Source organism: Arthrobacter globiformis, from assembly GCF_030818015.1.
GTDB classification, from domain to species: Bacteria; Actinomycetota; Actinomycetes; order Actinomycetales; family Micrococcaceae; genus Arthrobacter; species Arthrobacter globiformis_C.
This window is the reverse complement of sequence record NZ_JAUSZX010000001.1, coordinates 1,162,955-1,189,625: the sequence shown is the minus strand read 5'-3', so window position 1 is coordinate 1,189,625 and position 26,671 is coordinate 1,162,955. Positions and strand designations below refer to the sequence as shown.

Annotated in this window: 25 protein-coding genes, 1 tRNA gene and 1 riboswitch; of the genes, 11 read left to right on the top strand and 15 right to left on the bottom strand. The window is 67.5% G+C overall.

Translation table 11 applies throughout. The features are described 5' to 3' along the window. Positions 1 to 210: 210 nt before the first annotated feature. From QFZ23_RS05565 to QFZ23_RS05555, 3 genes are all read right to left on the bottom strand, one after another. Complete coding sequence (locus QFZ23_RS05565; protein ID WP_306921135.1) at positions 211 to 882, bottom strand: hypothetical protein; 672 nt, start codon at positions 880 to 882, stop codon at positions 211 to 213. Positions 883 to 935: 53 nt separating this feature from the next. Further along, positions 936 to 3,479 (bottom strand): DNA helicase PcrA, encoded by a 2,544-nt coding sequence (pcrA, locus tag QFZ23_RS05560; RefSeq protein WP_306921133.1) that lies wholly within the window; start codon positions 3,477 to 3,479, stop codon positions 936 to 938. Between the two features lie 98 nt (positions 3,480 to 3,577). Beyond that, a complete protein-coding gene (locus tag QFZ23_RS05555) occupies positions 3,578 to 4,426 on the bottom strand; it encodes an inositol monophosphatase family protein (protein WP_306926681.1) in 849 nt (282 codons plus the stop codon). A gap of 124 nt (positions 4,427 to 4,550) precedes the next feature. Between QFZ23_RS05555 and QFZ23_RS05550 the strand changes: the two genes are divergently transcribed. Further along, positions 4,551 to 5,195, top strand: coding sequence for a hypothetical protein (locus QFZ23_RS05550; protein ID WP_306921131.1), 645 nt, complete (start codon positions 4,551 to 4,553; stop codon positions 5,193 to 5,195). A 25-nt stretch (positions 5,196 to 5,220) separates the two neighbouring features. Here the strand turns inward: QFZ23_RS05550 and QFZ23_RS05545 are convergent, their stop codons facing one another. After that, entirely contained in the window at positions 5,221 to 6,003 is a 783-nt protein-coding gene (locus QFZ23_RS05545) for a DUF998 domain-containing protein (RefSeq protein ID WP_306921129.1), read from the bottom strand. An 87-nt stretch (positions 6,004 to 6,090) separates the two neighbouring features. Between QFZ23_RS05545 and QFZ23_RS05540 the strand changes: the two genes are divergently transcribed. The 3 genes from QFZ23_RS05540 to QFZ23_RS05530 all read left to right on the top strand — a co-directional run bounded on the left by QFZ23_RS05540 (position 6,091) and on the right by QFZ23_RS05530 (position 7,120). Beyond that, a tRNA-Arg gene (locus QFZ23_RS05540) sits at positions 6,091 to 6,163 on the top strand. 1 nt (position 6,164) lies between these two features. Further along, the gene (locus tag QFZ23_RS05535) at positions 6,165 to 6,719 is read left to right on the top strand and encodes a DUF6314 family protein (protein WP_373427849.1); all 555 of its coding nucleotides are present in this window, start codon (positions 6,165 to 6,167) and stop codon (positions 6,717 to 6,719) included. Further along, positions 6,716 to 7,120: an NUDIX hydrolase gene (locus QFZ23_RS05530; RefSeq protein ID WP_306921127.1), complete on the top strand. Its 405-nt coding sequence runs from the start codon at positions 6,716 to 6,718 to the stop codon at positions 7,118 to 7,120. The genes QFZ23_RS05535 and QFZ23_RS05530 overlap by 4 nt, the downstream gene beginning before the upstream one ends. A 37-nt stretch (positions 7,121 to 7,157) precedes the next feature. Here QFZ23_RS05530 and QFZ23_RS05525 read toward each other — a convergent pair whose 3' ends face one another. After that, entirely contained in the window at positions 7,158 to 9,071 is a 1,914-nt protein-coding gene (locus QFZ23_RS05525; RefSeq protein WP_306921125.1) for an ABC transporter ATP-binding protein, read from the bottom strand. Further along, the gene (locus QFZ23_RS05520; protein ID WP_306921123.1) at positions 9,068 to 10,732 is read right to left on the bottom strand and encodes an ABC-F family ATP-binding cassette domain-containing protein; all 1,665 of its coding nucleotides are present in this window, start codon (positions 10,730 to 10,732) and stop codon (positions 9,068 to 9,070) included. Before QFZ23_RS05520 ends, QFZ23_RS05525 begins: the two co-directional genes overlap by 4 nt. Before the next feature lie 193 nt (positions 10,733 to 10,925). Here QFZ23_RS05520 and QFZ23_RS05515 point away from each other — a divergent pair, with 193 nt between their 5' ends. The 7 genes from QFZ23_RS05515 (at position 10,926) to QFZ23_RS05485 (ending at position 16,471) form a co-directional block, all read left to right on the top strand. Next, entirely contained in the window at positions 10,926 to 11,663 is a 738-nt protein-coding gene (locus tag QFZ23_RS05515) for a hypothetical protein (RefSeq protein WP_306921121.1), read from the top strand. After that, a complete protein-coding gene (locus QFZ23_RS05510) occupies positions 11,660 to 12,394 on the top strand; it encodes a hypothetical protein (protein ID WP_306921119.1) in 735 nt (244 codons plus the stop codon). The genes QFZ23_RS05515 and QFZ23_RS05510 overlap by 4 nt, the downstream gene beginning before the upstream one ends. A 35-nt stretch (positions 12,395 to 12,429) precedes the next feature. Next, positions 12,430 to 13,161 (top strand): hypothetical protein, encoded by a 732-nt coding sequence (locus tag QFZ23_RS05505; RefSeq protein ID WP_306921117.1) that lies wholly within the window; start codon positions 12,430 to 12,432, stop codon positions 13,159 to 13,161. After that, the gene (locus QFZ23_RS05500; protein ID WP_306921115.1) at positions 13,158 to 13,892 is read left to right on the top strand and encodes a hypothetical protein; all 735 of its coding nucleotides are present in this window, start codon (positions 13,158 to 13,160) and stop codon (positions 13,890 to 13,892) included. Before QFZ23_RS05505 ends, QFZ23_RS05500 begins: the two co-directional genes overlap by 4 nt. Before the next feature lie 286 nt (positions 13,893 to 14,178). Further along, complete coding sequence (locus QFZ23_RS05495; protein ID WP_306921113.1) at positions 14,179 to 15,000, top strand: amino acid ABC transporter substrate-binding protein; 822 nt, start codon at positions 14,179 to 14,181, stop codon at positions 14,998 to 15,000. Then, complete coding sequence (locus QFZ23_RS05490; RefSeq protein WP_306921112.1) at positions 15,001 to 15,666, top strand: amino acid ABC transporter permease; 666 nt, start codon at positions 15,001 to 15,003, stop codon at positions 15,664 to 15,666. Beyond that, positions 15,653 to 16,471 (top strand): amino acid ABC transporter ATP-binding protein, encoded by an 819-nt coding sequence (locus QFZ23_RS05485; RefSeq protein WP_306921110.1) that lies wholly within the window; start codon positions 15,653 to 15,655, stop codon positions 16,469 to 16,471. The genes QFZ23_RS05490 and QFZ23_RS05485 overlap by 14 nt, the downstream gene beginning before the upstream one ends. A gap of 22 nt (positions 16,472 to 16,493) precedes the next feature. Here QFZ23_RS05485 and QFZ23_RS05480 read toward each other — a convergent pair whose 3' ends face one another. The 9 genes from QFZ23_RS05480 to QFZ23_RS05440 all read right to left on the bottom strand — a co-directional run bounded on the left by QFZ23_RS05480 (position 16,494) and on the right by QFZ23_RS05440 (position 26,670). Beyond that, positions 16,494 to 19,538: an alpha-mannosidase gene (locus tag QFZ23_RS05480; RefSeq protein WP_306921108.1), complete on the bottom strand. Its 3,045-nt coding sequence runs from the start codon at positions 19,536 to 19,538 to the stop codon at positions 16,494 to 16,496. 172 nt (positions 19,539 to 19,710) lie between these two features. Then, entirely contained in the window at positions 19,711 to 20,583 is an 873-nt protein-coding gene (gene fdhD / locus QFZ23_RS05475; RefSeq protein ID WP_306921106.1) for a formate dehydrogenase accessory sulfurtransferase FdhD, read from the bottom strand. 46 nt (positions 20,584 to 20,629) lie between these two features. Continuing rightward, positions 20,630 to 22,168, bottom strand: coding sequence for a molybdopterin-binding protein (locus QFZ23_RS05470; protein ID WP_306921104.1), 1,539 nt, complete (start codon positions 22,166 to 22,168; stop codon positions 20,630 to 20,632). Further along, positions 22,165 to 22,512 (bottom strand): DUF6457 domain-containing protein, encoded by a 348-nt coding sequence (locus QFZ23_RS05465; RefSeq protein ID WP_306921102.1) that lies wholly within the window; start codon positions 22,510 to 22,512, stop codon positions 22,165 to 22,167. The genes QFZ23_RS05470 and QFZ23_RS05465 overlap by 4 nt, the downstream gene beginning before the upstream one ends. 36 nt (positions 22,513 to 22,548) lie before the next feature. After that, positions 22,549 to 23,142 (bottom strand): molybdenum cofactor guanylyltransferase, encoded by a 594-nt coding sequence (mobA, locus tag QFZ23_RS05460; RefSeq protein ID WP_306921100.1) that lies wholly within the window; start codon positions 23,140 to 23,142, stop codon positions 22,549 to 22,551. A 35-nt stretch (positions 23,143 to 23,177) separates the two neighbouring features. Then, positions 23,178 to 23,678 (bottom strand): HNH endonuclease, encoded by a 501-nt coding sequence (locus QFZ23_RS05455; protein ID WP_306921098.1) that lies wholly within the window; start codon positions 23,676 to 23,678, stop codon positions 23,178 to 23,180. 221 nt (positions 23,679 to 23,899) lie between these two features. Further along, complete coding sequence (locus QFZ23_RS05450; protein ID WP_306921096.1) at positions 23,900 to 24,679, bottom strand: NlpC/P60 family protein; 780 nt, start codon at positions 24,677 to 24,679, stop codon at positions 23,900 to 23,902. A 100-nt stretch (positions 24,680 to 24,779) separates the two neighbouring features. Further along, complete coding sequence (locus QFZ23_RS05445) at positions 24,780 to 25,490, bottom strand: C40 family peptidase (RefSeq protein WP_306921094.1); 711 nt, start codon at positions 25,488 to 25,490, stop codon at positions 24,780 to 24,782. Positions 25,491 to 25,542: 52 nt separating this feature from the next. Beyond that, a riboswitch (cyclic di-AMP (ydaO/yuaA leader) is annotated at positions 25,543 to 25,712 on the bottom strand. A gap of 136 nt (positions 25,713 to 25,848) precedes the next feature. Beyond that, a complete protein-coding gene (locus tag QFZ23_RS05440; RefSeq protein WP_306926677.1) occupies positions 25,849 to 26,670 on the bottom strand; it encodes a M23 family metallopeptidase in 822 nt (273 codons plus the stop codon). Between the last annotated feature and the right edge of the window lies 1 nt (position 26,671).

Below are 26,671 nucleotides of genomic sequence, written 5' to 3'. Positions count from 1 at the left end.
TCTACGTCGAAGTAGTTTCTGTACAGCCGGACAACACCAAAGGTGCGGACCGGGCTGCGGAATTAACGCGCCCTGCGGCAGGTCCGGAAACGAGCCACGCGGCGCAATGCTCCTTTGGGAACTCTAGTCCTTTGGAGGGACCGGCCCGTTCCAGACTACCTGTTCTGTGAGTAAGGACACTATTCTATGGACCGTAGAAAAACCCCTAGATTACGGGGTTTTTGAGGCCTTGGTGGGCGCCGTTTGGACGTTTTTGCCGTTCGCGGAGATGAGTTCGTAATGATCCCGGCTGACAAAGAAACCGACGCCGCCTGAGACGTTTCCGCAGGCCACCCCCGAGCGGTATGCGGAGCATCGCAGGCCGTTCCGTTCAAGGTTGCCGCCCTCAGGCAGGACGGGAAGCTTGGAGACGGGCCCGTTGCGCGTGCCCTTTGGCCCGTACTCAGCCTCCATCTGGGTGACGCCGGACCGGCATTCACCGTACCCGGCCCGGCTGGGCGTCAGGAGTGCCGCGCCGCCCAGATAGCCGAGCCCGGTTCCCGAGCAGTCGTCACCGACGTCCGTTGCTGCCGGTGCGGGATACACCGCGAGCTCGCAGTGCGCCACGGGCACGGTTGCCAGTTTTTGGTTGTCGGAATCGCTGAAGTTGTTGGTTTCGTAGGGCAGATTCAGGTGCGGTCCGCGGGCTGAGGTCAGGGCGCACACCGCGTTCCGGTCCGCGGTGACGAACGCCAGCACGTCTTCCCCTGCGGCAAACCCCGCGGGGTCTGTGAGCGGTGCCTGTTTCAGCTGCTCCATGGCTGGCAGCGGCGGCGGAGGGGTGTACTCCGGATCCGCGACGGTTACTGAACAGCCAGCCAGAGTCAATGAAAACAGCGCCATCGGGAACAGCAGCGCCCGGCCTGCAACGCGATCCAGGCGCCGCACCGGCACGCTCAGGCGTCGATCTTGGTCAGCGGCGCGTAACGGAGCAGCAGTCGCTTCTCGCCGACGTCGAACTTCACCTTAGCCACGGTCTTGTCCCCGGCGCCTTCGACGGCGAGCACGGTGCCGTTGCCGAAGCTGGTGTGGTTGACCTTGTCCCCCACGCTGACCGCAATGACTTCCTTCTGCGGCTGCACGCGGTTTTTCGCGACGGCGGCCGGAACGTCGGCGTTGAAGCCCGCGGAGGAATCGGCCCGGGTGCCGCGGGCCGATCCGGCGCCCCAGAAGGATCCGCTGTACCGGCTCGATCCGATGGCGGCGTCGCTTCCCCAGCCGCCGGCCTGCCGGCTTGTGCCCTCGCGCTTCCATTCGACGAGCTCGGAGGGGATTTCCTCCAGGAACTGGCTGGCCGGGTTGTACTGGCTTTGCCCCCACATGTTGCGGACCTCGGAACGCGTGACGTACAGGCGCTTCCGGGCGCGCGTCAGTCCCACGTACGCGAGGCGGCGCTCCTCCGCCAGTTCCTTGGGGTCCGTTGCGGAACGCTGGTGTGGGAAGAGCCCGTGCTCCATGCCGGTCAGGAACACCACGGGGAATTCGAGGCCCTTGGCCGTGTGCAGCGTCATGAGCGTGACCACGCCCAGCCGCTTTGCCTCCGCCACCGCGGCGTCGATGTCCGCACCAGGGGCGTCCGGGATCTGGTCAGCGTCGGCCACCAGGGACACCTGCTCGAGGAAGGCGCCCAGGGATCCTTCGGGATTGTCGCGCTCGTATTCACGGACGACGGCGACAAGCTCGGCGAGGTTCTCCACCCGGGACTCGTCCTGCGGATCGTTGCTGGAGCGCAGCGTGGCGAGGTAGCCGGTCTGTTCCAGCACCGCCTCGAGCGCGGCCGCGGCGCCGGAACCTGCGGCGACCTCGGCGAGGTCGTCCAGGAGCTTCACGAAGCCGAGCACCGCGTTGACGGAGCGGGTGGCCATGCCGGGCGCCTGGTCGGCGCGGCGGGCCGCAGCGATAAAGGACGTGCGCTCCCGCTCGGCGAGGGCCGCCACGGCACCCTCGGCCCGGTCCCCGATCCCGCGCTTGGGTTCGTTGAGGACGCGGCGGAGGTTGACGTCGTCGTCCGGGTTGACCAGCACGCGCAGGTACGCCAGGGCGTCCTTGATTTCCTTGCGCTCGTAGAACCTGGTGCCGCCCACCACTTTGTACGGCAGCCCCACGCGCACCAGGACGTCCTCGATGGAACGGGACTGGGCGTTGGTGCGGTAGAAGATGGCGACGTCGCCGGGGCGGAGGTTGTCCTCGTCCTGGAGCCGGTCGATTTCCTTGGCAATGAACTGGGCTTCGTCGTGCTCGTTCTCGCCCACGTAGCCGATGATCTTATGGCCCTCGCCCTCCGCGGTCCAGAGCCTCTTCTCGGGGCGGTTGGGGTTGCGGGAGATTACGGAGTTGGCCGCGGTCAGGATGTTCTGGGTGGAGCGGTAGTTCTGCTCCAGCTTGATGGTGCGGGCGTCGGGGTAGTCCTTCTCGAACTCCACGATGTTCCGGATGTCCGCGCCGCGGAACGCGTAGATCGACTGGTCCGAGTCGCCGACGACGGTCAGCTCCGCCGCCCCCGGCCCCTCGCCGACGATTTCCCGGACCAGGGCATACTGCGCGTGGTTGGTGTCCTGGTATTCGTCCACCAAGACATGCCGGAACCGGCGCCGGTAGGAATCTGCGAGCGCCGGGAAGGCCCGGAACATGTAGACCGTCTGCGCGATCAGGTCATCGAAGTCCATGGCGTTGGCCTGGCGCAGCCGCTGGGTGTAGCCCTTGAAGACGTCGGCCACGGCGCTTTCGAACGGGTCACTGTGGTTGGCGGCGGACGCGAAGGAGTCGTCGTCGATCAGTTCGTTCTTGAGCGCGGAAATCTTGTGCTGGATGGCCTTGGGCGCGAACTTCTTGGGGTCCAGGTCCAGGTTCTTGGCCACCAGCGTGATCAGCCGCAGGGAGTCGGCGGAGTCGTAGATGGAGAAGTTGGAGTTCAGGCCGACGTTGGCGGCCTCGCGCCGCAGGATCCGGACGCAGGACGAATGGAACGTGGAGATCCACATGGCCTTGGCCCTGCCGCCAACAAGCGCCTCGATGCGTTCGCGCATTTCCGCGGCGGCCTTGTTGGTGAACGTGATGGCCAGGATCTCGCCGTGGTGGGCCCGCTTGGTGGCAATCAGGTAGGCGATCCGGTTACTGAGGACGCGGGTCTTGCCGGAGCCGGCTCCGGCCACGATCAGCAGTGCGCTGCCGGAGTGTTTGACCGCTTCCTCCTGCTGCGGGTTCAGGCCGGCCAGCAGCGCCCCGGCGTCAGGGAGGTGGTGCCGCGCATGCTCCTCTGCCGGGCCCCCACCAGCCGGTCCGGCCGCGGGGCCGCCTGCCGGGCGGCCCGCGGGTTCACCCGGGCCGCCGCCGAACCCGGGCGCCATCAGCCCTGTTTCGGGGCGCGACTTGGTGATGGCACCGGCGTGGGAACCAGCCTTGAACGGACCGTCAGCGTAGGGGTCAAACAACATATCCATGGTGACTACAAGTCTAGGCGGTGGGGCTGACACTGGATTCCGCCCTGTGGATAACCCCGCTGCGGGGAGGTCCCGACGGGGATCCGGCGAACGGACATCTAGTCGACAGAGCCTGACTCGAGGGCGGCACGCAGCTGGTGCACCGCCGTCGTTCCTCCCGCCATGAACCATTCCAGGCCGTTGACGTGGACGCTGCCGGCAACGCCGCCGGCGGCCGTCACGATCGCTTTTCCGGGAAGCCAGTCCCATTCGGGGCAGCTGTGCTGGAACCAGCAGCCAAGCTGCCCGTCAGCGACGCGACCAAGGTCGCACGAGCCAGATCCGAGCATCCGCAGCGTCGCGGCCGAGGTCGCGGCGGCGTGCCACGGCATGGCGCACATCGGGTCGGAGAGCCAGCGCGGGTGGATGTAGGTGGCGGCGCCGAGGTGGGACAGGTCGGCGGCGTTGCGGTTGGTTCCGTCCTCCTTGAAGGTGGTGACGGGATCGCCGTTGAGGGTGGTGGCGCGTTGCTTGCCGCCGATCCAGAGTTTGTCCTCCTCGGGCTGGAAAATGGCTCCTAGCAACACATCGGATTCGTCCCTGAGGGCGATGGCTGAGCACCAGTAGGTGGAGCCCTGCAGGAAGTTGTAGGTGCCGTCCACCGGGTCGATGACCCAGGTCCGCCCGCTGCTGCCGTGCACCGCGGCGCCTTCTTCGCCCAGGACGCCGTCGTCCGGGCGGCAGCGCTGCAGCTGCTCCAGCACATACGCTTCGGCCGCGTGGTCCGCGGCTGTGACGATGTCGGAGATCGAGGTCTTGCGCTGGGCGTCGAGGCCGCCCTGCCGCATCAGCAGCGCCAGCTGCCCGGCCTCGCGGACCAGTTCAGCCGCCAGCTCATAGTCGTCGAGCTCGGGGCTCAGGTTGGTGGCACTGTGTTTGCCGAGTTTGTGTCTGCCCAGTTCCGTCACGGTTCCCACCCTATCGGCGCCGGGCACGCCCTGCACAGCAGAGGCGCGGCACAGCAGAGGCGCGGTAGGCCAGTACAGCCTGCGGTGCAGGCGGGCCCGGTTTGCAGCGGGCGATAATGGACGCATGGCCAAAACACCTGCACAGCGGATCAAGAAGCACGGCGCGAAGGCCGCAGTACCCCAGCACCACCTGCCGCCGGTGATCAACCCCGGCACCGACCGCACTCCCGCGAAGGCGCAGAACAACGCCAACCTGATTGTCATTGCCGGCGTGGTGGCCAGCCTCTTCCTGTTCTGGTACGTCCACCTGCTCACGCTGAACCAGCTCACCCAGCTGTCCGGCGGGCTGGCCATGCCCGATTCCCTGATCGGCGGCTTCGACCCCGGCTACGCCGAGCAGCTCCGCCGCGCCCTGGACGCCGACGCCCGCGGCCAGCTCAATTACGTCCACAAGACGGCGGGCACCCTGTTTCCGCTGATCTTCGCCTTCACCTGGCTGCTTCTGATCGGCACCAACGTTGCCCGGAAGTCGCTTCGCTGGGCGCTCTGGGCGCTGCCGCTGCTGTTCGTCGTGGTCCGGCTGTGGGGCAACGTCACCGTTGATTCCATGATCGCGGCGGTAAATCTCGACGCCGGCCAGGTTGCCTTGGCCTCGGGCCTCACCGTGACCGGCTGGGTACTGTTCGTGGCCAGCCTGCTCGCAGGCGCAGCTGCCGTATTCCTGGGGCGCCGGTCCTCGAAGAACCCCACCCCGCAACAGGAAGCCTAAACGCGGTCTGTCCAACGCAGGAGGCCTAGGCGCTCCGAACCGCCCGGGCCCGGGCGAAGGCCCTGCGAACCTGCCGTTCCTGCCGGACGCGCTGGGCGATGACCAGGCCGGCGGCGGCGAGGCCAATGGTGATCGGGTAGCCCATCAGCCGTTCCAGGGTACCCGGCTCGGGGACGTCCAGGCCGGTGACGGCCGCCGTGACGAGCGCGGCCGCGGACACCCCGCCGGAGGCCAGAACGAACCACCCCAGCGGAGATTGCCGGAACCACAAGGCGCCGAGCAGCAGCAGCGCCAGGGAGCCGGCGATGAAGTACATCACGGCCCCGGCGTAGTGCCAGCCCGATTCCAGGTCCTCCGGGACCAGCCCCACGATGATCGTGCCGGTACCCGCCGTCCCGGTCAGGATCCGCGCCGCCACCGCCGAGTACCAGGGCACTTCACCGGAATGGCTTACCGCCACCCGCACGCCGGCCCGGGCGGCCACCCGCAGCAGCGCCGAGCTCAGCAGCAGCGCGCCCAGCAGCATCCCCAGGCCCTGCACCACGAAGGAGGAATTCATGAGCACGTGCAGCGGCGAACAGATGCTGCGGCCGTTGTAAAGGCCGCAGGTGACGGCACCCAGGTCGCTGATGAGGCCGGTCCGCCGGCTGTAGGGGTCGGGTCCGGCCCAGGCGCCGATGACAGCGGCCTCCGCCACGAAATACTGGACCACGCTGAGCACCGCCCACGCCCCGATGTACTGGCGCGTGGAGGCGGTGTCTGGCAGGAACGTTGCCCGGGCGGTCGGGACTTGAGCTGCGGCGGCCATGCCAAGAGCGTAGTACGCGCCGTCACCTTGTATGCTTGTAAGCGTGCCCGAACGGGCCGGTCCAAAACCCGGCCGCGGCGGGCGCCCGCCCTCGTAGCTCAGTGGATAGAGCACGGCTCTCCTAAAGCCGGTGTCGTTGGTTCGATTCCAATCGAGGGCACTTGAATCTGCAGCACCCGCCCGGGCTCCGCGACTATCTGCTGGGCATAACGCCGGCGGACCCCCCATCCCCCGGCCGTCCCCAGGCAGGGCGCTGGTCGGTGGAACGGACCCTGCTGGACCGGGCCGCCGGCACCCACGGCACCTTCACCGGCGTCGTGATCTTTTCCCCCGACGGCGACGGCGGGCTCCGCTTCCACGAGGAAGGGACCGTTGTCTGGCCTTCAGTAAACTGGCCTGCCGGTGACGGCGACACCTTCACCGGCCCGGCTACCCGCGACTACCTGCTCAGGCCCACGGACACGCCGGACGCCATGGACATGCTGTTTCACGACGGCCGGCCCTTCCACCGGATGAGCTTCTCGCCGGAGGCCAGCCAGGACCGGCACTGGTGCGATCCGGACACCTACCGCGTCACCTACGTCCGCCACGGCGAGAACGAGTTCAGCTACGTCTGGGATGTCACCGGCCCGCGCAAGGACCTGCTGCTGGAGTCAGTGCTGCGGCGGCTGCCCGGAACGGCGGCGGCCGCAGACGGGCTAGGCTCGAAACCGTGAATCCACGCATAATCGTTTCCGCCGTGTGTGTCTACGACGCCGCTGGCCGGCTCCTGACCGTCCGTAAGCGCGGCACGGACAAGTTCATGCATCCCGGCGGCAAGCCCGAGCCCGGCGAGACCGCGGTGCAGGCCGCCGCGCGGGAGCTCCAGGAGGAGGTCGGCATCATTGTGGATCCGCGGGAGCTGACCCTCATGGGCGTCTGGCTGGCCGATGCCGCCAACGAGGCAGCCACGGAAATCGAAGCCACAGTCTTCACCGCGCCGGGCACCTGGGTGGCCCACCCCTCCGCGGAGATCGCCGAGATCCGGTGGCTGGACCTCGCGGCAGAATTGCCCGGGGACCTGGCGCCGCTGCTCACGGACCACATCCTTCCGGCGCTGGCGGAATCCGGGCGCTGACGCCGGGCCCTGGACAGCAGGGGCCGGCGCCCAAAGCTCAGTACTCCGGGACCGCTTCCTCCGCCACAGCCGTGGCCTCGGCGAACTGGGTCCGGTACAGCTCGGCGTACCGGCCGTCCGCGGCCAGCAGCTCGGTGTGGGTTCCGCGCTCCACGATCTGTCCGTCTTCCACCACTAGGATGACGTCGGCCGCACGGATCGTCGAAAGCCGGTGGGCAATGACGACGGCGGTGCGCCCTTCCAGCGCAGCGCCCAGCGCCGCTTGCACGGCGGCTTCGTTCGTGGAGTCCAGCGCGGCGGTGGCTTCGTCCAGGATGACCACGCGGGGCTGGGCGATCAGCAGCCGGGCGATGGTGAGCCGCTGCCGTTCCCCACCGGAGAGCCGGTAGCCGCGCTCCCCCACCACAGTTTCCAGTCCGTCGGGAAGGGAACGGATCATGGCCTCGAGCCGGGCCTGGCGCAGGACCGCCCACATGTCCTCGTCGGTGGCCTCCGGCCGGGCAAGCCTGAGGTTGGACGCGATGGTTTCGTGGAACAGGTGCCCGTCCTGGGTGACCATGCCCAGGGTGGCGCGGATGGAGTCGAAAGTCAGGTCGCGCACGTCCAGGCCGGAGGCCGGGGCGGTGCCGCCCAGGCGCACGGCGCCGGAGTCGACGTCGTACAGCCGTGACAGCAACTGCGCCACAGTGGATTTGCCGGCGCCGGAAGAGCCCACGAGGGCGACGGTCTGTCCGGGTTCCACCCGGAAGCTGATGCCGTGCAGCACTTCCTCGCCGCCGCGGGTGTCCAGCGTGGAGACCTCCTCCAGCGAGGCCAGCGAGACCTTGTCCGCGGAGGGATAGGAGAACCGCACGTCGTCGAACTCCACGGCCACGGGCCCGGGCGGGACTGCCAGCGCACCGGGCTTTTCCTGGATGAGGGGCTCGAGGTCCAGGATTTCGAAGACCCGTTCAAAACTGACCAGGGCGCTCATGATCTCCACGCGGGCGTTGGACAGCGCGGTGAGCGGCGCGTAAAGGCGGGTAAGCAGCAGCGCCAGCACCACGACGTCGCCCGGGGCGAGCTGTCCGCCGATGGCCAGCCAGCCGCCAAGGCCGTAGACCAGGGAGAGTGCCAAGGCTGAGACGAGCGTCAGCGCCGTCACGAACGTGAACTGGAGCATGGCCGTCCGCACGCCGATGTCGCGGACCCGGCCGGCACGGAGCGCGAACTCGCGGGACTCGTCGTCGGGCCGTCCAAAAAGCTTCACAAGGGTGGCGCCGGGCGCAGAGAAGCGCTCGGTCATCTGGGTGCCCATGGCGGCGTTGTTTTCGGCCGCCTCGCGCCGCAGGTCCGCGAGCCGGGAGCCCATCCGCCGCGCGGGGATGAGGAAGATCGGCAGCAGGATCATGGCCAGCACGGTAACCAGCCAGGAGGTATTCAGCATCACCACGAGGGTGAGGATGAGGGCCACCACGTTGCTGACCACACCGGACAGGGTTCCGGCGAACGCGGACTGCGCGCCGATGACGTCGTTGTTCAGGCGGCTGACCAGCGCGCCGGTGCGGGTCCGCGTGAAGAACGCGATGGGCATTCTCTGGACATGGTCGAAGACCCTGGTGCGGAGGTCCACGATGACGCCCTCGCCGATGGTGGAGGACAGCCAGCGGCTCACCATGCCCAGGACTGCCTCGGCCACTGCGACGCCGGCGATCAGGGCCGCCAGGCGGATCACCTCGCCGGAGTCGGCGCGGGCAACGATCGTGTTGACCACCTGGCCGGCCAGCACGGGCGTGGCCACAGCCAGGAAGGCCATGGCGACGGACACGGCCACAAACGCGATCAGCCTGCCGCGGTGCGGCCGGGCAAAGCCGAGGACGCGTTTGAGGGTCTCCTTGGAGAACGGCCGGGAGCCGCTCTTGGCCCGGGTGATGTTGTAAAGCGAGCGCCACGCGACGCCGTCCATGCTCATCTGTTCTGCTCCATCTTGCCTGCCACCAGTTCGGTGACGACGCCGTTGTCCACGTTCCAGCGCACGTCCAGGCGCACGTTCTCCAGCAGCCGCCGGTCGTGGGTGACCAGCAGCAGGGCGCCGTCGTAGCTTTCCAGTGCTTCCTCCAGCTGCTCGATTGCCGGGAGGTCCAGGTGGTTGGTGGGCTCATCCAGGACCAGCAGGTTCACGCCGCGGGCCTGCAGCAGGGCCAGGGCGGCACGGGTCCGCTCCCCCGGCGACAGCGAGTCCACCGTGCGCGGGGTGTGGTCCGCCCTGAGGCCGAACTTCGCCAGCAGGGTCCGGACCTCGGCGGGCGTGTAGTCGGTCAAGACGGCTTCGACGGCGTCAGCCAGTTTCATGTGCCCGGCCAGCAGCCCGCGGGCCTGGTCGATCTCGCCGACGGCCACGGACGCACCGCGGGAAGCGTCGCCGGAGTCCGGTGCCTGGGTTCCCAAGAGCAACCGGAGCAGCGTCGACTTGCCGGCCCCGTTCGGCCCGGTGATGCCGATCCGCTCGCCGGCGGTGAGCTGCAGGTTGACGGGCCCCAGGGTGAAGCCGCCCTGCCGGACCACGGCGTCGCGCAGCGTTGCGACCACAGAGCTGGAGCGCGGCGCCTGGCCGATGCTGAACTGCAACTGCCACTCCTTGCGCGGTTCTTCCACCACATCCAGCCGGGCGATGCGCGATTCCATCTGCCTAACCTTCTGCGCCTGCTTTTCAGAGGACTCGGTGCTGGCGGCGCGCCGGATCTTGTCGTTGTCCGGGTTTTTCTTCATCGCGTTCCGGACGCCCTGGGAGCTCCACTCGCGCTGGGTGCGTGCCCGGGACACCAGATCCGCCTTCGTGGAGGCGAACTCCTCGTACCGTTCGCGGGCATGCCGGCGGGCCACGGCGCGTTCCTCCAGGAAGGCCTCATAGCCGCCGTCGTACACGGCCACCGAGTTCTGGGCGAGGTCCAGTTCCACGATGGAGGTCACGCAGCGGGCGAGGAACTCGCGGTCGTGGGAGACCAGCACCACTCCGCCGCGAAGGCCCTGCACGAATGCTTCCAGCTTGGCCAGGCCGTCCAGGTCAAGGTCGTTGGTGGGCTCGTCCAGGAGCACGACGTCGAAGCGGCTCAGCAGCAGGGCCGCGAGCGCGACGCGCGCAGCCTGGCCGCCCGACAGCACTGTCATCTCGGCGTCGGGACCGACGTCCAGGCCAAGGTCGGCGAGGACGGGGGCTATCCGTTCATCCAGGTCCGCGGCGCCGGAGGCCATCCACCGGTCAAATGCCACCGAGTAGGCGTCGTCGGCTCCCGGCGCCCCCGAGCCGAGGGCCTCGGCCGTGGATTCCATCTCAGCGGTGGCTTTGGCGCAGCCGGTGCGGCGGGCGATGTAGGCGGCGACGGTTTCGCCGGCAATGCGTTCGTGTTCCTGCGGCAGCCAGCCCACAAAGGCGTCGGCCGGGGCGAGGCTGACTGTGCCGGCCTGCGCCTGGTCCACGCCGGCAAGGAGCCGCAGCAGCGTGGACTTGCCTGCACCGTTGGCGCCGACCACGCCAACAACATCCCCGGGAGCCACTGTGAGGGACAGCCCGGAGAACAGGGTGCGGTGATCATGACCGCCCGAAAGGTCCTTCGCAACAAGGGTTGCAGTCATCAATCCATCCTCTCACCGCTGCCCGGTTTCACCCGAAAATTCAGGCGGGCATGAAAGAACCCGCTGGTCCGGACTTGGGGGGTGTACGGACCAGCGGGTTCGACCACCTAGCATAGTTGAAGCGGCGCGCAAAATAAAATCGAGGCTTGCGGCCCGCCGTCAATTCACCGTTCCAGTCAGCAGAGAGCGTTCCATGCCCATCCCCGCCAAGGCTTTCCAGCGCTGGCTGCACGGCGTCGCGCCGGACGCCAGCGTTGCTGATGTGGCCAGGGCTTCGGGGGTCAAGCGCACCACCCTGGCCCAGCAACTGGTCCGCGGCAAGGTGGCCGAGGCAACCGTGGTGGGGATCAGCCGGGCCTTCAACATCAACCCGGTGGCAGCGCTGGGCTCCTTCGAGGCTTACCGGGAGCTGGGAAAGCCGCCGATCCCGCCCACACTGCAGGAGCTGGTCAGCCAGATCGCCACCGCAGACCTGCTGCACGCCATCATTGCCCGCACCGAGCCGGACACCGGCACAGGGACGGGCGCGGTCCCGCCGGAGCTCAGCCCGCCGCCGCACGCCACCTCCGTGAAGAACTGGGTGGACGCGATCGACGACGGCGAACTCCGCCACCGGGTCTCCGCCGCCACCGGCGTGGCCCCCCAGAACTACTCAGCGCAGCTGACCGCCAACCGCCTCGCCCCGGAACTGGCCGTCGCCACCTCCCGGGCAGCCGGCGTCGGACTGGCAGGCGGACTGGTAGCCACGGGGCTGGTGACCGAAGCCGAAGCCGGCTGGCCGCCCGGCGCACGGCAAGCGGCGCTGGACCGGCTCAGCGACGGCGAACTGACTGTCCTGGCCGGCGAACGCCTCCAGGCACTCGGCAAAACCCTGCGGCGGCAAGAACAGGACCAACGACAAACCGAAACGATCTGGGAGAACCTCGGATGATTGAAATCCTGCAATGGACCACCCTGATCGCGTCCGGTGCTGCGGCGTTGAGCCGGATCCCGAACCTGGTCCGCCGGAAGAACAGATCGATTTTCTATGCTCTGGTGCTCCTGACGCTGGCGATCCTGCTGAGCATCCGCGGTCCCTACATGGCGATCGATGCGCTCCTCGGCGGTGTGAACGTGGCCAACCTCCTGCTGCGTTTCATCATCTTCGGGGCCATCTTTTTCCTTGCCCTCCGGATTGCGGCCGGGTTTGGCGACAGCCGTGGAGTTCAGCTGATCCGGGGCCGGACTGGAATGCTTGCACTGGGACTGATTTCGGCCGTGCTGGTGGTGTGCTTTGTCCTGATGGATACGTCGGGTTCGTCTGCGGGCCTGGTGGAGGTGGCAGGCAAGAACCAGCAGAACGCCCTCCTCGTCGAGTACTACGGCGCCGCCGGCCGCGCCTACCCGGCCTACGTGTGTCTCGCGATCCTCCCAGGAATGCTGCGGGCCATCAGGAGCCCGCTGCCGGCACTGCTCCGGGCGAGCGCAGCGCTTCTGGCCGCCGGCAGCATCGCGATCCCCCTTTCGCTGCTGTTCCCGGTCGTCCCTCCGGGGCTGGGGTTCCTGCGTTTCGCCATCAATTACGCGGCCATCCTTTGCTTCGTCGTTGGCCTGGCACTCATCTGGCTTGCCAGCGGCCTGGCCGCCAGGAAGCACCGGCTGCTGTCCGGCGAACGCCGCTAATATGAGTCAAACATTCGTTCAGCAGAGAGTGTTTCATGCCCCTCCCCGCCAAGGCATTCCAGCGCTGGCTTAGCGGCGTAGCACCGGATACCAGCACGGCCGATGTCTGCAGACTCTCCGGAGTCAAGCGCACCACCCTCGCCCAGCAGTTGGTGCGGGGCAAGGTTGCAGAGACTACAGTCGTGAGCATCAGCCGGGCCTACAACATCAACCCGGTTGCCGCGCTGGCCACCTTCGAGACTTACAGCGACCTCACCAGTTCCTCCTTCCCGCCAACCGACAAGGAACTGGTAAGCCAAATCGCCACCATCGACCTGCTGCGGGCCGTCATTGTCCGCACCGCGCCTCTTGGCTCCACCGGCGCGGTCCCGCCGGAGCTCAGCCCGCCGCCGCACGCCACCTCCGTGAAGAACTGGGTGGACGCGATCGACGACGGCGAACTCCGCCACCGGGTCTCCGCCGCCACCGGCGTCGCCCCCCAGAACTACTCAGCGCAGCTGACCGCCAACCGCCTCGCCCCGGAACTGGCCGTCGCCACCTCCCGGGCAGCCGGCGTCGGACTGGCAGGCGGACTGGTAGCCACGGGGCTGGTGACCGAAGCCGAAGCCGGCTGGCCGCCCGGCGCACGGCAAGCGGCGCTGGACCGGCTTAGCGACGGCGAACTGACTGTGCTGGCCGGCGAACGCCTCCAGGCACTCGGCAAAACCCTGCGGCGGCAAGAACAGGACCAGGAACAGACCGAAAGAATCTGGGAGAACCTGGTATGAGCGAGATTCTCCCGTGGATAACGCTGGTTGTCTGTGCGGGCGCCGCACTGGCCCGTTTTCCCAGCGCCGTGCGCGGTGTGAACCCCGCCCTGTTCTTCATCTTCATGTTGGCGACGGTGGCCGCGGTCCTGAGCATCGAACAGTTCTATGTGGCCATCGACGGTGCCCTCGGCGCCAGGAACATTACCCACGTCGTGCTGCGCCTGATTGTTTTCGCCACGATCTACCTCATCGCGCTCCGCGTCACTAAGGGGTTCGGCGCCCCTGACGCCCACCGCATGATCGCCGGTCCGCCCGGTCTGGCCATGCTCGGCATTTTCTCCGCTGCCTTGGTGGTCATTTTCCTCATGATGGATGCCTCCGCCTCGTCAGTGGGCTTCAGGGAAGCCGGGACCAGCGCCTGGAATGAGGCCCTGATGCCGTACTACTGGGCCGCCGCCCGGGGCTACCTGGCGTACGTCTCCCTCGCGCTGCTGCCTGCCCTGCTCCGCAGCGTCAAGGAAAGCCTGCCCGGGCTCGTCAGGACTGGGGCGGCCCTCATGGCAGCCGGAGCTGTGGCCACTGTTGCCGGGCTCTGCCTTGAGTTCGCGCCTCCCCAGCTCCTCCCGGCGGCGCCCGCGGTGAACAACGGGGCGGTGGTTTTCTACATCTCCGGCCTCGTTATGGTCTGGCTTGCACGGGTGAAGGCCGCCAGCCCCAGGGGTCACGGAACGTCATCTACCGATGGGTAGCAACCCGGGATTCACAAAATCATTAGACCGTGAGAGAATCATGAATGTGTGAAAGGAGTTGCTGCCTGGCTTACAAGCCGTGGCGCCTGCCGGATCGCACATTGGGGGGATGAGTGGTGGCGGCCGTTGGGGACCGCCCCCACTCAGCCTTTTTAAGGGCCCGTTTCAGCCCCCGTATGATGGCGAAATAAGAGACTTTGCCAATGCGTTGCACGCACTGGCACCGCGGGGCCGGATCCGGCCGCCGCGTTGCCTCCGCCGCAGCCTGAAGAAGAAGGTACCCGCCATGAACCGTGTCCATTCCCGCCGCTCCGCCCTTGCGGCCACCCTTGCCGGACTGGCCCTGGCTCTGACGGCCTGCGGCAGCGGAGGTTCCCAGGCCCCGGCCGCCAGCAGCTCGGACACGTCACTCAGCGATGTGAAGTCCAAGGGCGAGATCGTCATCGCCACGGAGGGCACCTACAAGCCGTTCTCGTTCCACGCCGAAGGCGCCGGCGACCTGACTGGCTATGACGTGGAGATCGCACGGGCGGTAGCGGAGAAGCTGGGCGTGAAGGCCGCCTTCCAAGAGACCCAGTTCGACGGCATCTTCGCCGGCCTCGACGCCAAGCGCTTCGACACCATCGCCAACCAGATCTCCATCAATGACGAACGCAAGGCCAAGTACGACTTCTCCAAGCCGTACACGGTCTCCACGGGCGTGATCGTGACGAAGGCGGACAACAACAGCATTACCGGCTTTGACAGCCTCAAGGGCAAGACCACAGCCCAGTCGCTCACCAGCAACTTCTACAAGATGGCCGTCGACGCCGGCGCCAACGTCCAGTCCGTGGAGGGCTGGGCCCAGGGCGTGGCGCTGGTCCGGCAGGGACGCGTGGACGCCATCGTCAATGACAAGCTCACGTACCTCGACTACGCCAAGACGAACCCGGATGCCGGGCTGAAGATTGCCGCCGAAACCACGGAGAAGTCCGAAAGCGCCTTTGTGTTCCGCAAGGGGTCCACGGAGCTCACGAAAGCGGTGGACAAGGCGCTCGAGGACCTTCGCACTGCCGGGACGCTGGCCAAGATCTCGGAGAAGTACTTCGGCACGGACGTCACCAAGTAGATGCCGTTGAACTGGGATCTCATCTGGAGCTCCTTCGGCCCTATTGTCACGGGGGCAGTTACCGGCACCATCCCGCTTACGCTGGCGTCGTTCGTGATCGGCCTCGCTCTGGCCCTGCTGGTGGCGCTGATGCGGCTGAGCCGGAACGCCGTGGTGTCCGGCGTGGCGCGGTTCTACGTTTCGGTGATCCGCGGCACGCCGCTGCTGGTGCAGCTGTTTGTGATCTTCTACGGCCTGCCCAGCCTGGGCGTGAAGCTTGATCCGTGGCCCAGCGCCATCATCGCCTTTTCACTCAACGTTGGCGGCTATGCCGCGGAGGTCATCCGGGCCGCCATCCTGTCGGTGCCCAAGGGGCAGTGGGAAGCCGGCCACACCATCGGCATGTCCCGTGGCCAATCGCTGCGCCGCATCATCCTGCCACAGGCCGCGAGGGTGTCCGTGCCGCCGCTGTCCAACACCTTCATTTCGCTGGTCAAGGACACGTCCCTGGCCTCGCTGATCCTGGTCACGGAGCTCTTCCGCAACGCCCAGCAGATCGCGGCCTTCAGCCAGGAGTTCATGGCGCTCTACCTCGAGGCTGCCCTGGTCTACTGGGTGATCTGCCTGGCGCTCTCCTCCGGGCAGTCCGTTCTTGAAAGGAGATTGGACCGCTATGTCGCCCACTGACGGAGCAGCACACACGGCAGCCCACGGAGCCTCAGCACAGGCCAGGCCCGTACTGTCGGTCCGCAACCTCGCGAAGGCGTTCGGCAGCAATGTGGTGCTGAGGGACATCGACCTCGACGTGCGCCGGGGCAATGTGGTGGCCCTGATCGGGCCGTCGGGTTCGGGCAAAACCACCGTGCTGCGCTCACTGAACGGACTGGAAACGCCCGACGCCGGGACGGTCACCTTTGCGGGGCCGGGCACCGATCTGGCGCTGGATTTCTCGGCCAGGGTCTCCAAGAAGGAGATATCAGACCTGCGGGACCGCAGCGCCATGGTGTTCCAGCACTACAACCTGTTCCCGCACATGACCGTTTTGCAGAACGTCATCGAAGGACCCGTCCAGGTGCAGAAGCACAAGCGAGCCGAGGCGGTGGCCGAGGCCGAAAAGCTGCTCGCCAGGGTGGGGCTGGCGGATAAGCGGGACGCCTACCCGTTCGAGCTCTCCGGCGGCCAGCAGCAGCGGGTGGGGATCGTGCGGGCTCTGGCCCTGAAACCCCAGCTGTTGCTGTTCGACGAGCCCACCTCGGCGCTTGACCCGGAACTGGTGGGCGACGTCCTGGGCGTCATCCAGGAACTGGCCGACGAGGGATGGACCATGGTCATCGTCACCCACGAGCTTGCCTTCGCCCGCCAAGTGGCGGACGAGGTCATCTTCATGGACGGCGGCCTCGTGGTGGAGCGCGGACCGGCCGCCGAAGTCCTCCGCGCGCCGCGGCAGGACCGGACCCGGCAGTTCGTCCGGCGCCTGCTGCACGAGTTCTGAGCGCTGGCGCTGGCCGTTTACCTCAGCGGGCGAGCCTCAGTGTGACCAGCTGGAACGGCCGCAGGGTGAGCTCGGCGGAGTCCGCCCCGGCCACCACGCCCGTCGCCTCAACCGGCCGCTCGAGCAGGTCCACGGTCTGGATTCCCGTGGCCGGGAAGTTGGCTGCGAGCCGTCCGGCCGAGCGCTGGCCCAGTGATTCGTACAGCCGGACGATGACATCGCCGGAGCCGTCTTCGGCCAGCTTCACGGCTTCAATCACCAGGGCCGGGTTGTCCACCGTAACCAGCGCTTCGGCCGGGTGGGCGCCCCGCACCGTCCTCGGCGCGAGGTTGGCGCGGTAGCCCTCCTCCACGGCCTCGGCGATTCCCGCTGCCGGCCGGACCCAGACGTCAAGCACGTGTCTGCCGCGGTCGGCTTGGGGGTCGGGGAACTTGGCGGCTCGCAGCAGCGAGAGCCGGACGGTGGTGGTGGTCCCGCCGTCGTCCCGGACAGACCGGGCGACGTCGTGCCCGTAGGTGGAGGCGTTGGCGATGGCCACGCCGTACCCGGGTTCCGCGACGTGGATCCAGCGGTGCGCGCAGATCTCGAATTTCGCCGCCTCCCATGAGGTGTTCACGTGGGTCGGCCGGAAGACGTGGCCGAACTGGGTCTCCGCCGCCGAGCGGTCGGCCCTTAGGTCCAGCGGGAATCCCAGCTTGAGCAGCTTCTCCCGTTCCTGCCAGTCGACCTCAGTCGAGATTCCCAGGGACGGGCTGCCCGCCGCCAGCGTGATGCGCTGGGTGATGCAGGAGGAACCGGTGAGCCGTTCCACCACGACGACGGCGTCCCCGCCGTGCCGCTCCAGCCGCACCTCCGCGGCGTCGGTAAGGCTCGTGACGTTGCGCCGGTAGAACTCGTCGATGTCCCAGGCGTCCCACTCGTTGGGGGTGTCGCGGTGCAGTTCCAGGTGGTTTCCGAACTGGCCCGGTGCGATCGCTTCGCGGCCTGACCTGTGATCCCGCAGGGACGTCAGGAGCCCGTTGTCATCGAGCACGGCACGGATAACACCGTTGTCCAGGACAAAGCCGCCATCCAGCGGCGTAGCCTCAACCTCATCCTTGGCTGACACTGCGTCCTGGGTTGACACAGGCACTCCTGCCGCGAGCGCCGGGACTCCCAGCCGGCCATGAGGGCTGGCATTGAGCAGGAACTCCTGCGTCCCTTCGCCAAGGAGTGCCGCGGCAGCCTCGGTGATGAGTGCTTCCAACCCCTTGGCCACGGCTGCGTAGTTGCGTTCGGCGTCCTGGTGCACCCAGGCGATGGCGCTGCCGGGCAGGATGTCGTGGAACTGCTGCAGCAGGACCAGCTGCCACAGCCGCTTCAGCTCGGCGGCGGGATAGGTGTACTCCCCGCCGGAGCGGACAGCGGCTGTGGCGCACCATAGCTCCGCCTCGCGGAGGAGGTGCTCGGACCGGCGGTTGCCCTGCTTGGTCCTGGCCTGGCTCGTATAGGTGCCGCGGTGCAGCTCCAGGTACATCTCCCCCACCCAGACCGGCAGCGCTTTGTACTCGGCCTCGGCCTGTTCGAAGAAGCTGCGAGGCGAGCCGATCCGAACTTTCGGTGAGCCTTCCAGGTCGGCCGCGCGGTGCGCGGCAGCGACCATCTCCCGCGTCGGTCCGCCGCCGCCGTCGCCATAGCCGAAGGGAACGAGCGAGATGGTGCCGTGGCCGTGGTCCCGGTAGTTGCGCTCGGCGTGCGCCAGATCCCGGGCGCTGAGTTCAGAGTTATACGTGTCCACTGGCGGGAAGTGCGTGAAGAGGCGTGTGCCGTCAATGCCTTCCCAGTTGAAGGTATGGTGCGGCATCCGGTTGATCTGGTTCCAAGAGATCTTCTGGGTCAGGAACCAGCGGCTGCCGGCGGCCTTGACGATCTGCGGCAGGGCTGCGGAGTAACCGAAGGAGTCCGGTAGCCAGGCTTCCCTGCACTCGACGTCGAATTCCCTGAGGAAGAAGCTCTTGCCTTCCACGAACTGCCGGGCCATGGCCTCCCCGCCTGGCATGTTGGTGTCGGATTCCACCCACATGCCGCCCACGGGAATGAACTGGCCCGACTTCACCTTTTCCCGGATGCGCCCGAAGAGCTCCGGGTAGTATTCCTTGATCCAGGCGAGCTGCTGGGCCGACGAGCAGGAAAACACGAAGTCCGGGTCCTCGTCCATGAGGGCAACCACGTTGGAAAAAGTCCGGGCGCACTTGCGCATGGTCTCCCGCACCGGCCACAGCCAGGCCGAGTCGATGTGCGCGTGCCCGGTGGCGAGCAGCCGGTGGGCGGAAGCGTAGGCGGGCCTGGCCAGCACCTCGGCCAGGGCAGCCCGCCCTTCCGGCGCGGTGCCCGCGACGTCGTCGGGGTCCATGGTGTCCATCATGCGCTCGAGGGCACGGAGGATCTCGTGCCGGCGTGGCAGCTCCGTGGGCAGCTCGTGCATGAGGCCGCTGAGCGTCAGCACGTCCTGCTGGAGCTCCCACACGGCGCGGTTCAGTTCGGCTATGGCGATGTTGCCGAGGCGGTACTGCGGTTCGGTTCCGGCGGTGGCCTTGTCCCCGTACGGAGTCGCAGCGAAGCTCCAGCCCTGGGCGACGTCGGGGTTGGCCGCCGCCTCCACGTAGAAGTCCACGGCCAGTCCGCTGCCCAGGAGCTTCAGCGGGATGTGCTGGTTGCGGGGCGAGATGGCCTTGATGATGGTGCCGTCCGGGCGCCACGCGATCCCCTCGCACTGGAAGCCGGGAATCTCCGTGGTGAACCCGAGGTCCACCACGATCTCCACCTCGGTATCCGGCGCCGTTCCCCAGGCATCCGGCACCTCCCCCTGGAGCCGCAGCCATTTTGTGCTCCACGGACGTCCCCAGGCGGCACCGTGTTCCTGCGGCGTGAACTCCTGGCGCAGCGCCTCCAGAACCGCGACGGGTTCATCCGGAACATCCCAGCTGCTGAGCTCCAGCGGCACGCTACGACCATAGATGGCGGGGGTAATGCGTTCGCGGAGAAAGCGGTCCAGGCGGACTTCCGTGATCCGGCGGTCGTCGTGCAATGTGTACCTCTTTAGTACGTGAAAGCAGAAGCGGGCTGTGCTGGCTTTCGTGCGGGCATGGGCGTCGCGGTCAGCTTAGGTCCGGGCAGTTCAGCTGTCGTGTGGGATCAACGCTTCTATTCGATGGATAAAATCTACTGCTTTGGCGTGCGGACGCCAAGGTGCCACGCCCCTACCGCGGCACCGGAGCAGGCGTGGAGATGCGGCCAGGACCTGCGTAGACATTCAGGCTGGTTCCCCGGCTGAACCCGGCAAGGGTGACGCCAGCGGACTCGGCTAGCTCCACCGCCAGGCTGGAGGGTGCGCTGACCGCGGCAAGCACCGGGATGCCGGCCAGTGCGGCCTTCTGGACGAGCTCGAAGGAGGCCCGCCCCGACACCTGGAGCACGGTGTTGGTGAGCGGCAGCCGCCGTTCACGCAGGGCCCAGCCAACTACCTTGTCCACCGCGTTGTGCCGGCCCACGTCCTCCCGCAGGCACAGCAGCTCCGCCCCGCCGTCGTCGTCAATCCTGAACAGTCCGGCAGCGTGCACTCCCCCGGTCACCTCGAAGACTGCCTGCGCCTCCCGCAGCCGGTCCGGCAGGGAGGCAAGCGTTTCGACCGGAACGGTGAGCCGGTCGGCGGCGGGGTTGAAGTGCGAGGACTTGGTCACCGATTCAATGGAGTCCGTGCCGCAGATCCCGCACGAGCTGGACGTGTAGACGTGCCGGCCGGTGTCCGGCAGGGGCACATCGGGCCGCAGCTGGGCTTCGACCACGTTGAATGTTTGGACCCCGTTTTCATCCTCACCGGCGCAGAACCTGAGCGAGATCAGCTGGTCGGCGTCCCAGATGACGCCTTCTGAGACGAGGAACCCTGCCACGAGGTCGAAGTCGTCCCCGGGCGTGCGCATGGTGACTGAGAAGGACAGGTTGCCCAGCCGGATCTCAAGCGGTTCCTCGACGGCGAGCACGTCCTCGCGGTGCCTGACGGGGAACTCCAACGCCGCGGCCGAGCCGTCCAGGACGTAGCGGTGCACCTTGCGTCGTTGCGTTACACGGCCCATGCGAGACTCCGCGCTGAGTGGCTGTTCATGCCTCCATCATTGCACCTCAGTCGAGCAGGGCGCTCCAGTCCACGGGCCCGCTTTGCGCGGCCTGTTTGGCGGAGGTGCGGGAGGAGGACTTCCGCGCCGGGCTCTTGGGCTTGGGTTCGGCGGTCTTGGGCTCGGGAATGGCCGGACCCCAGGGCAGGGCGAAAGCCGGCACCATCTCGCCCAGCTGCACGCCATGCGGCGGCACCACCAGGACGCCGTCGGCGGACGCCAGTCCACGCATCATGCCGGGGCCGGTGTGCTGCGCGGGCGACGCCATGCCATAGAGGAGCCGGAAGGGCATCAGCCGGGTGCGGCCTGGATCGGGTTCGAGCATGGTTCCGGAGGGAACTTCTTGCACGGGCGGCAGCTTGCCATGTCCGAGGGCGGCCAGGAGCGGCGCGCCCACCGTGGACAGTGCCATCATGGCGGCCAGTGGGTTGCCCGGCAGCCCCAGCACGAAGCGCCCGTCCGGCAGCTCGGCGAGGACGGCGGGGTGTCCCGGCCGCATTGCCACGCCGTCGATAATCAGGCGTCCGCCCAGTTCAGCCACGGCGCGCCTGAAGTGGTCGGTGCCGGACCGGCCGGTGCCACCGGTGGTGATGACGACGTCGGCCGGCAAGTTTTGTGCCTCGGCGATGCCTGTGTCCTCGAGGCCCTGCAGCCATTCCGTGTAGCCGTCGCCGATGCGAACCTGTTCCCGGCAGAGGCCGCCCAGCATCTCCACCACCGTGGCCAGCTGTGGCCCGAACGTGTCACGCACCCGCCCGGGCTCGGGCACTCCCTGTTCCACCACTTCGGAACCTGTCAGCAGCAGTTTCACCACCGGTTTGCCGAGGACCTCCACCTCGTCGTACCCGGCGAGGGCGGCGAGGGCCACATGGGCGGGGTTAAGCACGACGCCGGCCCTGACCAGCACGTCCCCGGCAGCCGCCTCCTCCGCAGCCTTGCGGATGTGCTGGCCGTTCCTCGGTTCGCCGGGTCGGGCGGTGCCGCCCAGCGTCAGGATGGGCAGCCCGTCGTCGTCGGTGGAGAGCACACCGCTCTCGGTGCGCAGCACCGCCTTGGCGCCGGCGGGAATCAGTCCGCCCGTCACGATCACGCTCGCCTGGTGCGGTGCCAGAGGCAGTCCCGGTTCGGCCAGGATCCACGGACCCGTTCCGTTAACGGCCCAGCCGTCCATGGCGGATGACGCGTAGTGCGGCATGTCCTGGTGGGCGATGATGTCCGCGGCCAGTGTCCGGCCCACGGCGTCGCGCAAGGGAACGGGTGCCGCAGGTATCGGGGCAGCACAGTCGAAGGCGGCCTGCCGGGCCTCCTCCCAGGTGTGCGCCAAGTGCTTGGCATGCGCGTCGGGCTCCCCCGGTGCCTCCGGCTCCCCCTGACCATCCGGCGCCCCTGCCGCGGAAGCGGGTTCGGCGTCGGGCGCGGATTCGGCGGCATCGGAATCGGGTTCCGCGGCGGAAGCAGTTCCGCCGACGGCAGCAGTCGCGTCCCCGGCAGGGGTTGCCTCCGCGGAGGAGGGGTCGTCAGAGCGGTGCTCGGGCGCGGCTGTCATTCCCTCGGGGTCCCGCTGGGCGCCGAAGTTCCGGCGGAGCCTGCGGCCGGGGAACCGGCCGCAGCCTGCGCCTCGTCGGCCGCGTAGGCCTTGGCAACGGCCCGGGCCACGTCCATGGCGCTTTGCATGGCGTGGACGTCAGGCGCCTGGCCCGAAGCGCATTTGAAGCCGGCGGCGAGCCCCGCTATGAAGGTGGTGAGGGGTGCAGCCGGACGCACCACGGAGTGCGCAGCTACTCCCGCGACGGACAACACCTCGTTGATGTCCACGTCCACATCCTCGAGCTCAAAGGCCCGCAGCAGCAGACGGCACCATTCCTCAAGCGTCTCGTCCTGGCTCTTCATGCCTGCCTCCAAATTCACGGCGGTCCGGAATGCGCGTCACTGCTCCCGGACAGCTACTCCCAACGCAGCCGCATCGTCCCACGTGTCCACATCATCCGTGGAGCCCGTTGGGACAACCACAGCCTGCACGTCAAGACTAGCAAGGAGGGCGAAGACTGACCCGTGAACCAGGGCGTTGCGTGCGGCGGCATCCTGCACAGCGCGTTCCAGCGCAGCTGTGCTATAAAAACCTGCCAGCGGCTGCCGCCGCCCGTCGGCCGACGCCGCCATGACGCCGTCCGCACCGGCGCCGGGGAGAGCATCCAGGAGTGCGCGGACGGCATCGCCCACGCGCGGCATGTCGCACGCGAGGACCAGGACCAGGTCCGCGGGATCTGCGCCCCGGAGCGCGGCAAGGCCGGCGGCGATGGCCGCGGCCGGACCTGCAAAGGGCGGATCCTCACGCGAGGTGAGAACACCGCCGGGGAGGCCAGCCGTCTCAGGTCCCACCACCACAGTGTGCCGGGCTTCCGCGGCCGCCGCGAGGGAGCGCTCAAGGAGGGTGGCGCCGTCGAACATCAGGGCAGACTTGGGTGAGCCTCCCAGTCGCGAGGAGCGGCCGCCGGCCAGAATTATTGCATCAAAGTCCACACACCCAGCGTAATGCTGTGAGGCTCAGAGCAGCGTCAGGCTGCTCTTTCCGGAAGCAGGAACGGATCCCACGCCGGTGTGGGCTTCTCCAACTCCTTGATCTGCCACATGGTGCCCACCGGTGGAGCCGGATCGAACCGAAGCTTCCAGCCCATTTCACCGGGCGTGTGGTCACCCTTGACGTTGTTGCAGCGGAGGCAGGCGGCGACGAGGTTCTCCCAGGAGTCGGCACCGCCCCGGGATTTAGGCTGGACATGGTCTATGGTGTGGGCTGCCTTGCCGCAGTAGGCACACCGGTGGCCGTCGCGGCGAAGCACACCGCGCCTGCTCACCGCGGTGATCATGTTGTACCGGGGGCGGATGTAGCGGTTAAGGAGAATCACGGACGGACGGCCCATGATGTCCTGCGGCCCGACGACAGGATCGTCGCCTTCGGCCACCACGCTTGCCTTTCCGGTGAGCACAAGGACCAGCGCCCGGCGGAATGTCACTACCGCCAGCGGTTCATATCCAGCATTCAGAACGAGTGTGCGCATGCACATACCTCTTCACGGCCGCACCCGGCAGAGGCGCGAGGGCCGGCTGCCCTCTGCATGTCCGGGCTATGGATCGACACAATAAGAGTAAACACTCACTAGGCAGATGGGCGAATCGAACACAAGCATCGTCATGGCGTGTCACCAAAAATTAATGCGGGCGCAAGGCAAAAAAGGACCCCCGCCGGCTGGCGGGGGTCCTTTTTAATGCTTCGGGAGTCTTAGCCGCCGACGCGGATGAAGACCGGGCCGGAGCCGACGTTCACGCTGAACAGTGCGGTGGTTCCGCCGTTCCAACCGCCGTGGACCGCCTGGCCGTTGCCGACGTACACAGCGATGTGGGCCAGGCCCATGCCGCCGTTCTGGTAGTAGGCGAGGTCGCCCGGCCGAGCCTCAGCAGCACTGACGGTGCGTCCGAGGGACAGGTAGCCTGCCGGCCAACCGTGGTAGTGGATGCCCACGGCTGCGAGCGCGTTGGTGGCGAGCGCGGTGCAGTCCTGGGAGACTCCCAGCTGCGCGTAGGCAGCAGCAGCGATTGCAGCGCCCTTGCCGCTGGCGGCAGTGGTCTTCGGGGCAGCGGTCTCGACGGCGGCGGTGGCCTGGACCGCCGGTGCGGCGTCGGCAACGGGAGCAGCGTCAACGGCGGGAGTGGCTTCCTGGACCTTGACAACAGGCTTGGGGGCCTCGACGACGGGAGCCGGCGTGGTGGAGACAGCAGGCTTCTCGTAGGAGATGGCGATGCTGGAAGCAGCGGAGATGGTTGACGGTGCAGCGGACTGGACTTCCAGCGTGGAAGCTGCGGCGGATTCGCGCTGAACGTTGGTCTCAGCGGCGTTGGCGGCGATGCCGCTGGTCAGGACAAGACCGGAAGCAGCAGCGATAACTGCGGCCTGGCGGCCCATGCCACCTGCGTTGTCGCCGACGGCTTTGGCTATGACAGCGAGCGAGTTGGTCTTGGTGACCTCGGCGCGGTGCCGTGCAATGGTCGCACGTGTAGTCATTAGTTTCTCTCTTTCGTGTTCCACGGACCGCGGTAGCAGGCCATGGGTTATCGACGCGCCGGCATCTTGGGGGTAAGCCGGCCCGCCTCGAATCGGATTCTTAGCGAAGGGTGTAAAAAGCGGACGTGCCCGTTGCGGACACCGCGTGCAGGAGAGTGCCCTGCGAGGGGTTCAGCGCGCTGATCATCATGCCGTTGCCGACGTAGATGCCCACGTGGGCGCCGCCGTTCTGCATGACCAGGTCGCCGGGAGCAGGCGTGGACGTGGGCTTCATGGCGTTCCACGCGTTGACGCGGGGAATGCTGATGCCTGCCTGAGCGTAAACCCACTGGGTAAAGCCGGAGCAGTCCCAGCCGCTGGGCGTGGTGCCGCCCCAGACGTAGGGGCTGCCGATACCGGTGTACGCGATTGCAGCCAGCCCGGAAGCTGCGGCGGAGGCCGCACCATCGGTGGACTTGGCGGTGACGGCCTGGGCCGCACCTGCGCTCTCGTTGCCGGCTTGGCCTCCATCGGCCGTCTGGCTCTCATCGTTCGACTGCGGAGCGATGGTTTCGGCGACCGGGGCTGCCACCGTGGTGACGGCAGGACGCTCGAAGGAGACAGTGGCGGTGGGTGCGGCGGTCACAGCAAGCTGCGCGGCCTGGGATCCGGTCTCCGAGGAGGCGGAAACACCAATGTTGGCGTCGGCTGCGTTGGCAGGCATGCCAACGCTCAGGATGAGTCCTGAAGCAGCTGCGATGACAGCTGCCTGGCGACCTACTGTGCCGGCATTGGCGCTAACCGCCTTGGACACGGAGTCCAACGGGTTCATACGAACCGTTTGCGCGCGGTGGCGCGCGGCATTGTGGCGTGAAGACACGAAGGTAGCCTCTCCCAATGCCTGCGAGGTGAGCTGTCGGATTCGGATGGGAGTCACCCGGCCGCTCCGCTTCCTGGGAAGCTTTGCGACTTAACCCCAAGGCCTTCTTGCGAAGACCAAAATTGGTTCCCCCGCCCCTGCCAGACGATGTAATGCGAACGGACCTTGAGCGGTGGCAGAGTTAGGCAATCCACTCAAGAGCGTCAACTTCGGAAAAGTTGACGCGGTTTAGACGGTACAGCAGTTCGGAGCCAATGTCACATTCAGGTCACGGCGTGTCACGGGAATGAGAGTGCTCACTCGGCTTGGCTCAGAGCCAGCCGGTGGGATCAACGACATCCCCGTTGACCATCACCTCGAAGTGGAGGTGGCAGCCGGTGGAGGCGCCTGTGGTCCCGCTGAGGGCGATCACTTCGCCGCGGGTAACCTTCTGGCCAACCTGGACGCTGGAGGACGACAGGTGGTTATAGGTGGTTTCCAGGCCGTTGCCGTGATTGATCACCACGCGGTTGCCTCCCCCGTACGGGTGCCACCCGGAGAAAGTCACCGTGCCGCTGGCTGCGGCCAGCACCTCGGTGCCGCACTCGGCGGCAAAGTCCTGCCCGCGGTGGAACTCGCCGGCGCCGCCGGTGATCGGGCTGACCCGGTAACCGAACGGCGAGGACTTGACCAGCGTGGTCAGCGGCCCGCCCAGAGTGCCCGCCGAGGCCGAGCGGCTGATGCTGCCGGCCGATTGCGCACTCAGGAGTTGCTTGAGCTTTCCGTCCGGGTCACCGGTGGTGGAGACGGACGTGCGGCTGAAGTCGATCTTTGCCGCCGCTTCAGCCGAGACCTTCGGTTGGGCCGGTGAGGCAGCGGACGCGGACGCCCCTCTTTGCTGCTCTCCGGCGGCCAGGACAGGGCTGGTGGCGGGGACAGTAACAGTCAGCAGCAGGCCTGTGGCCGCAAGGGCTACGCCGGCCTTCTGCCCAACGCCACTGGCGGAGGCGAAGTCCGTAACCTGCCGGAACGGACCCCGGCGGCGGCGAGCTTCACGCTGGGCGTCCCGGGGACGGTCCGCGGCAATGGCCTCCGCAAGGCGCGGCTCCGGAGCGGGACCGGACGCGCGGCGGCGGCCCCGGGCATTCTGCATG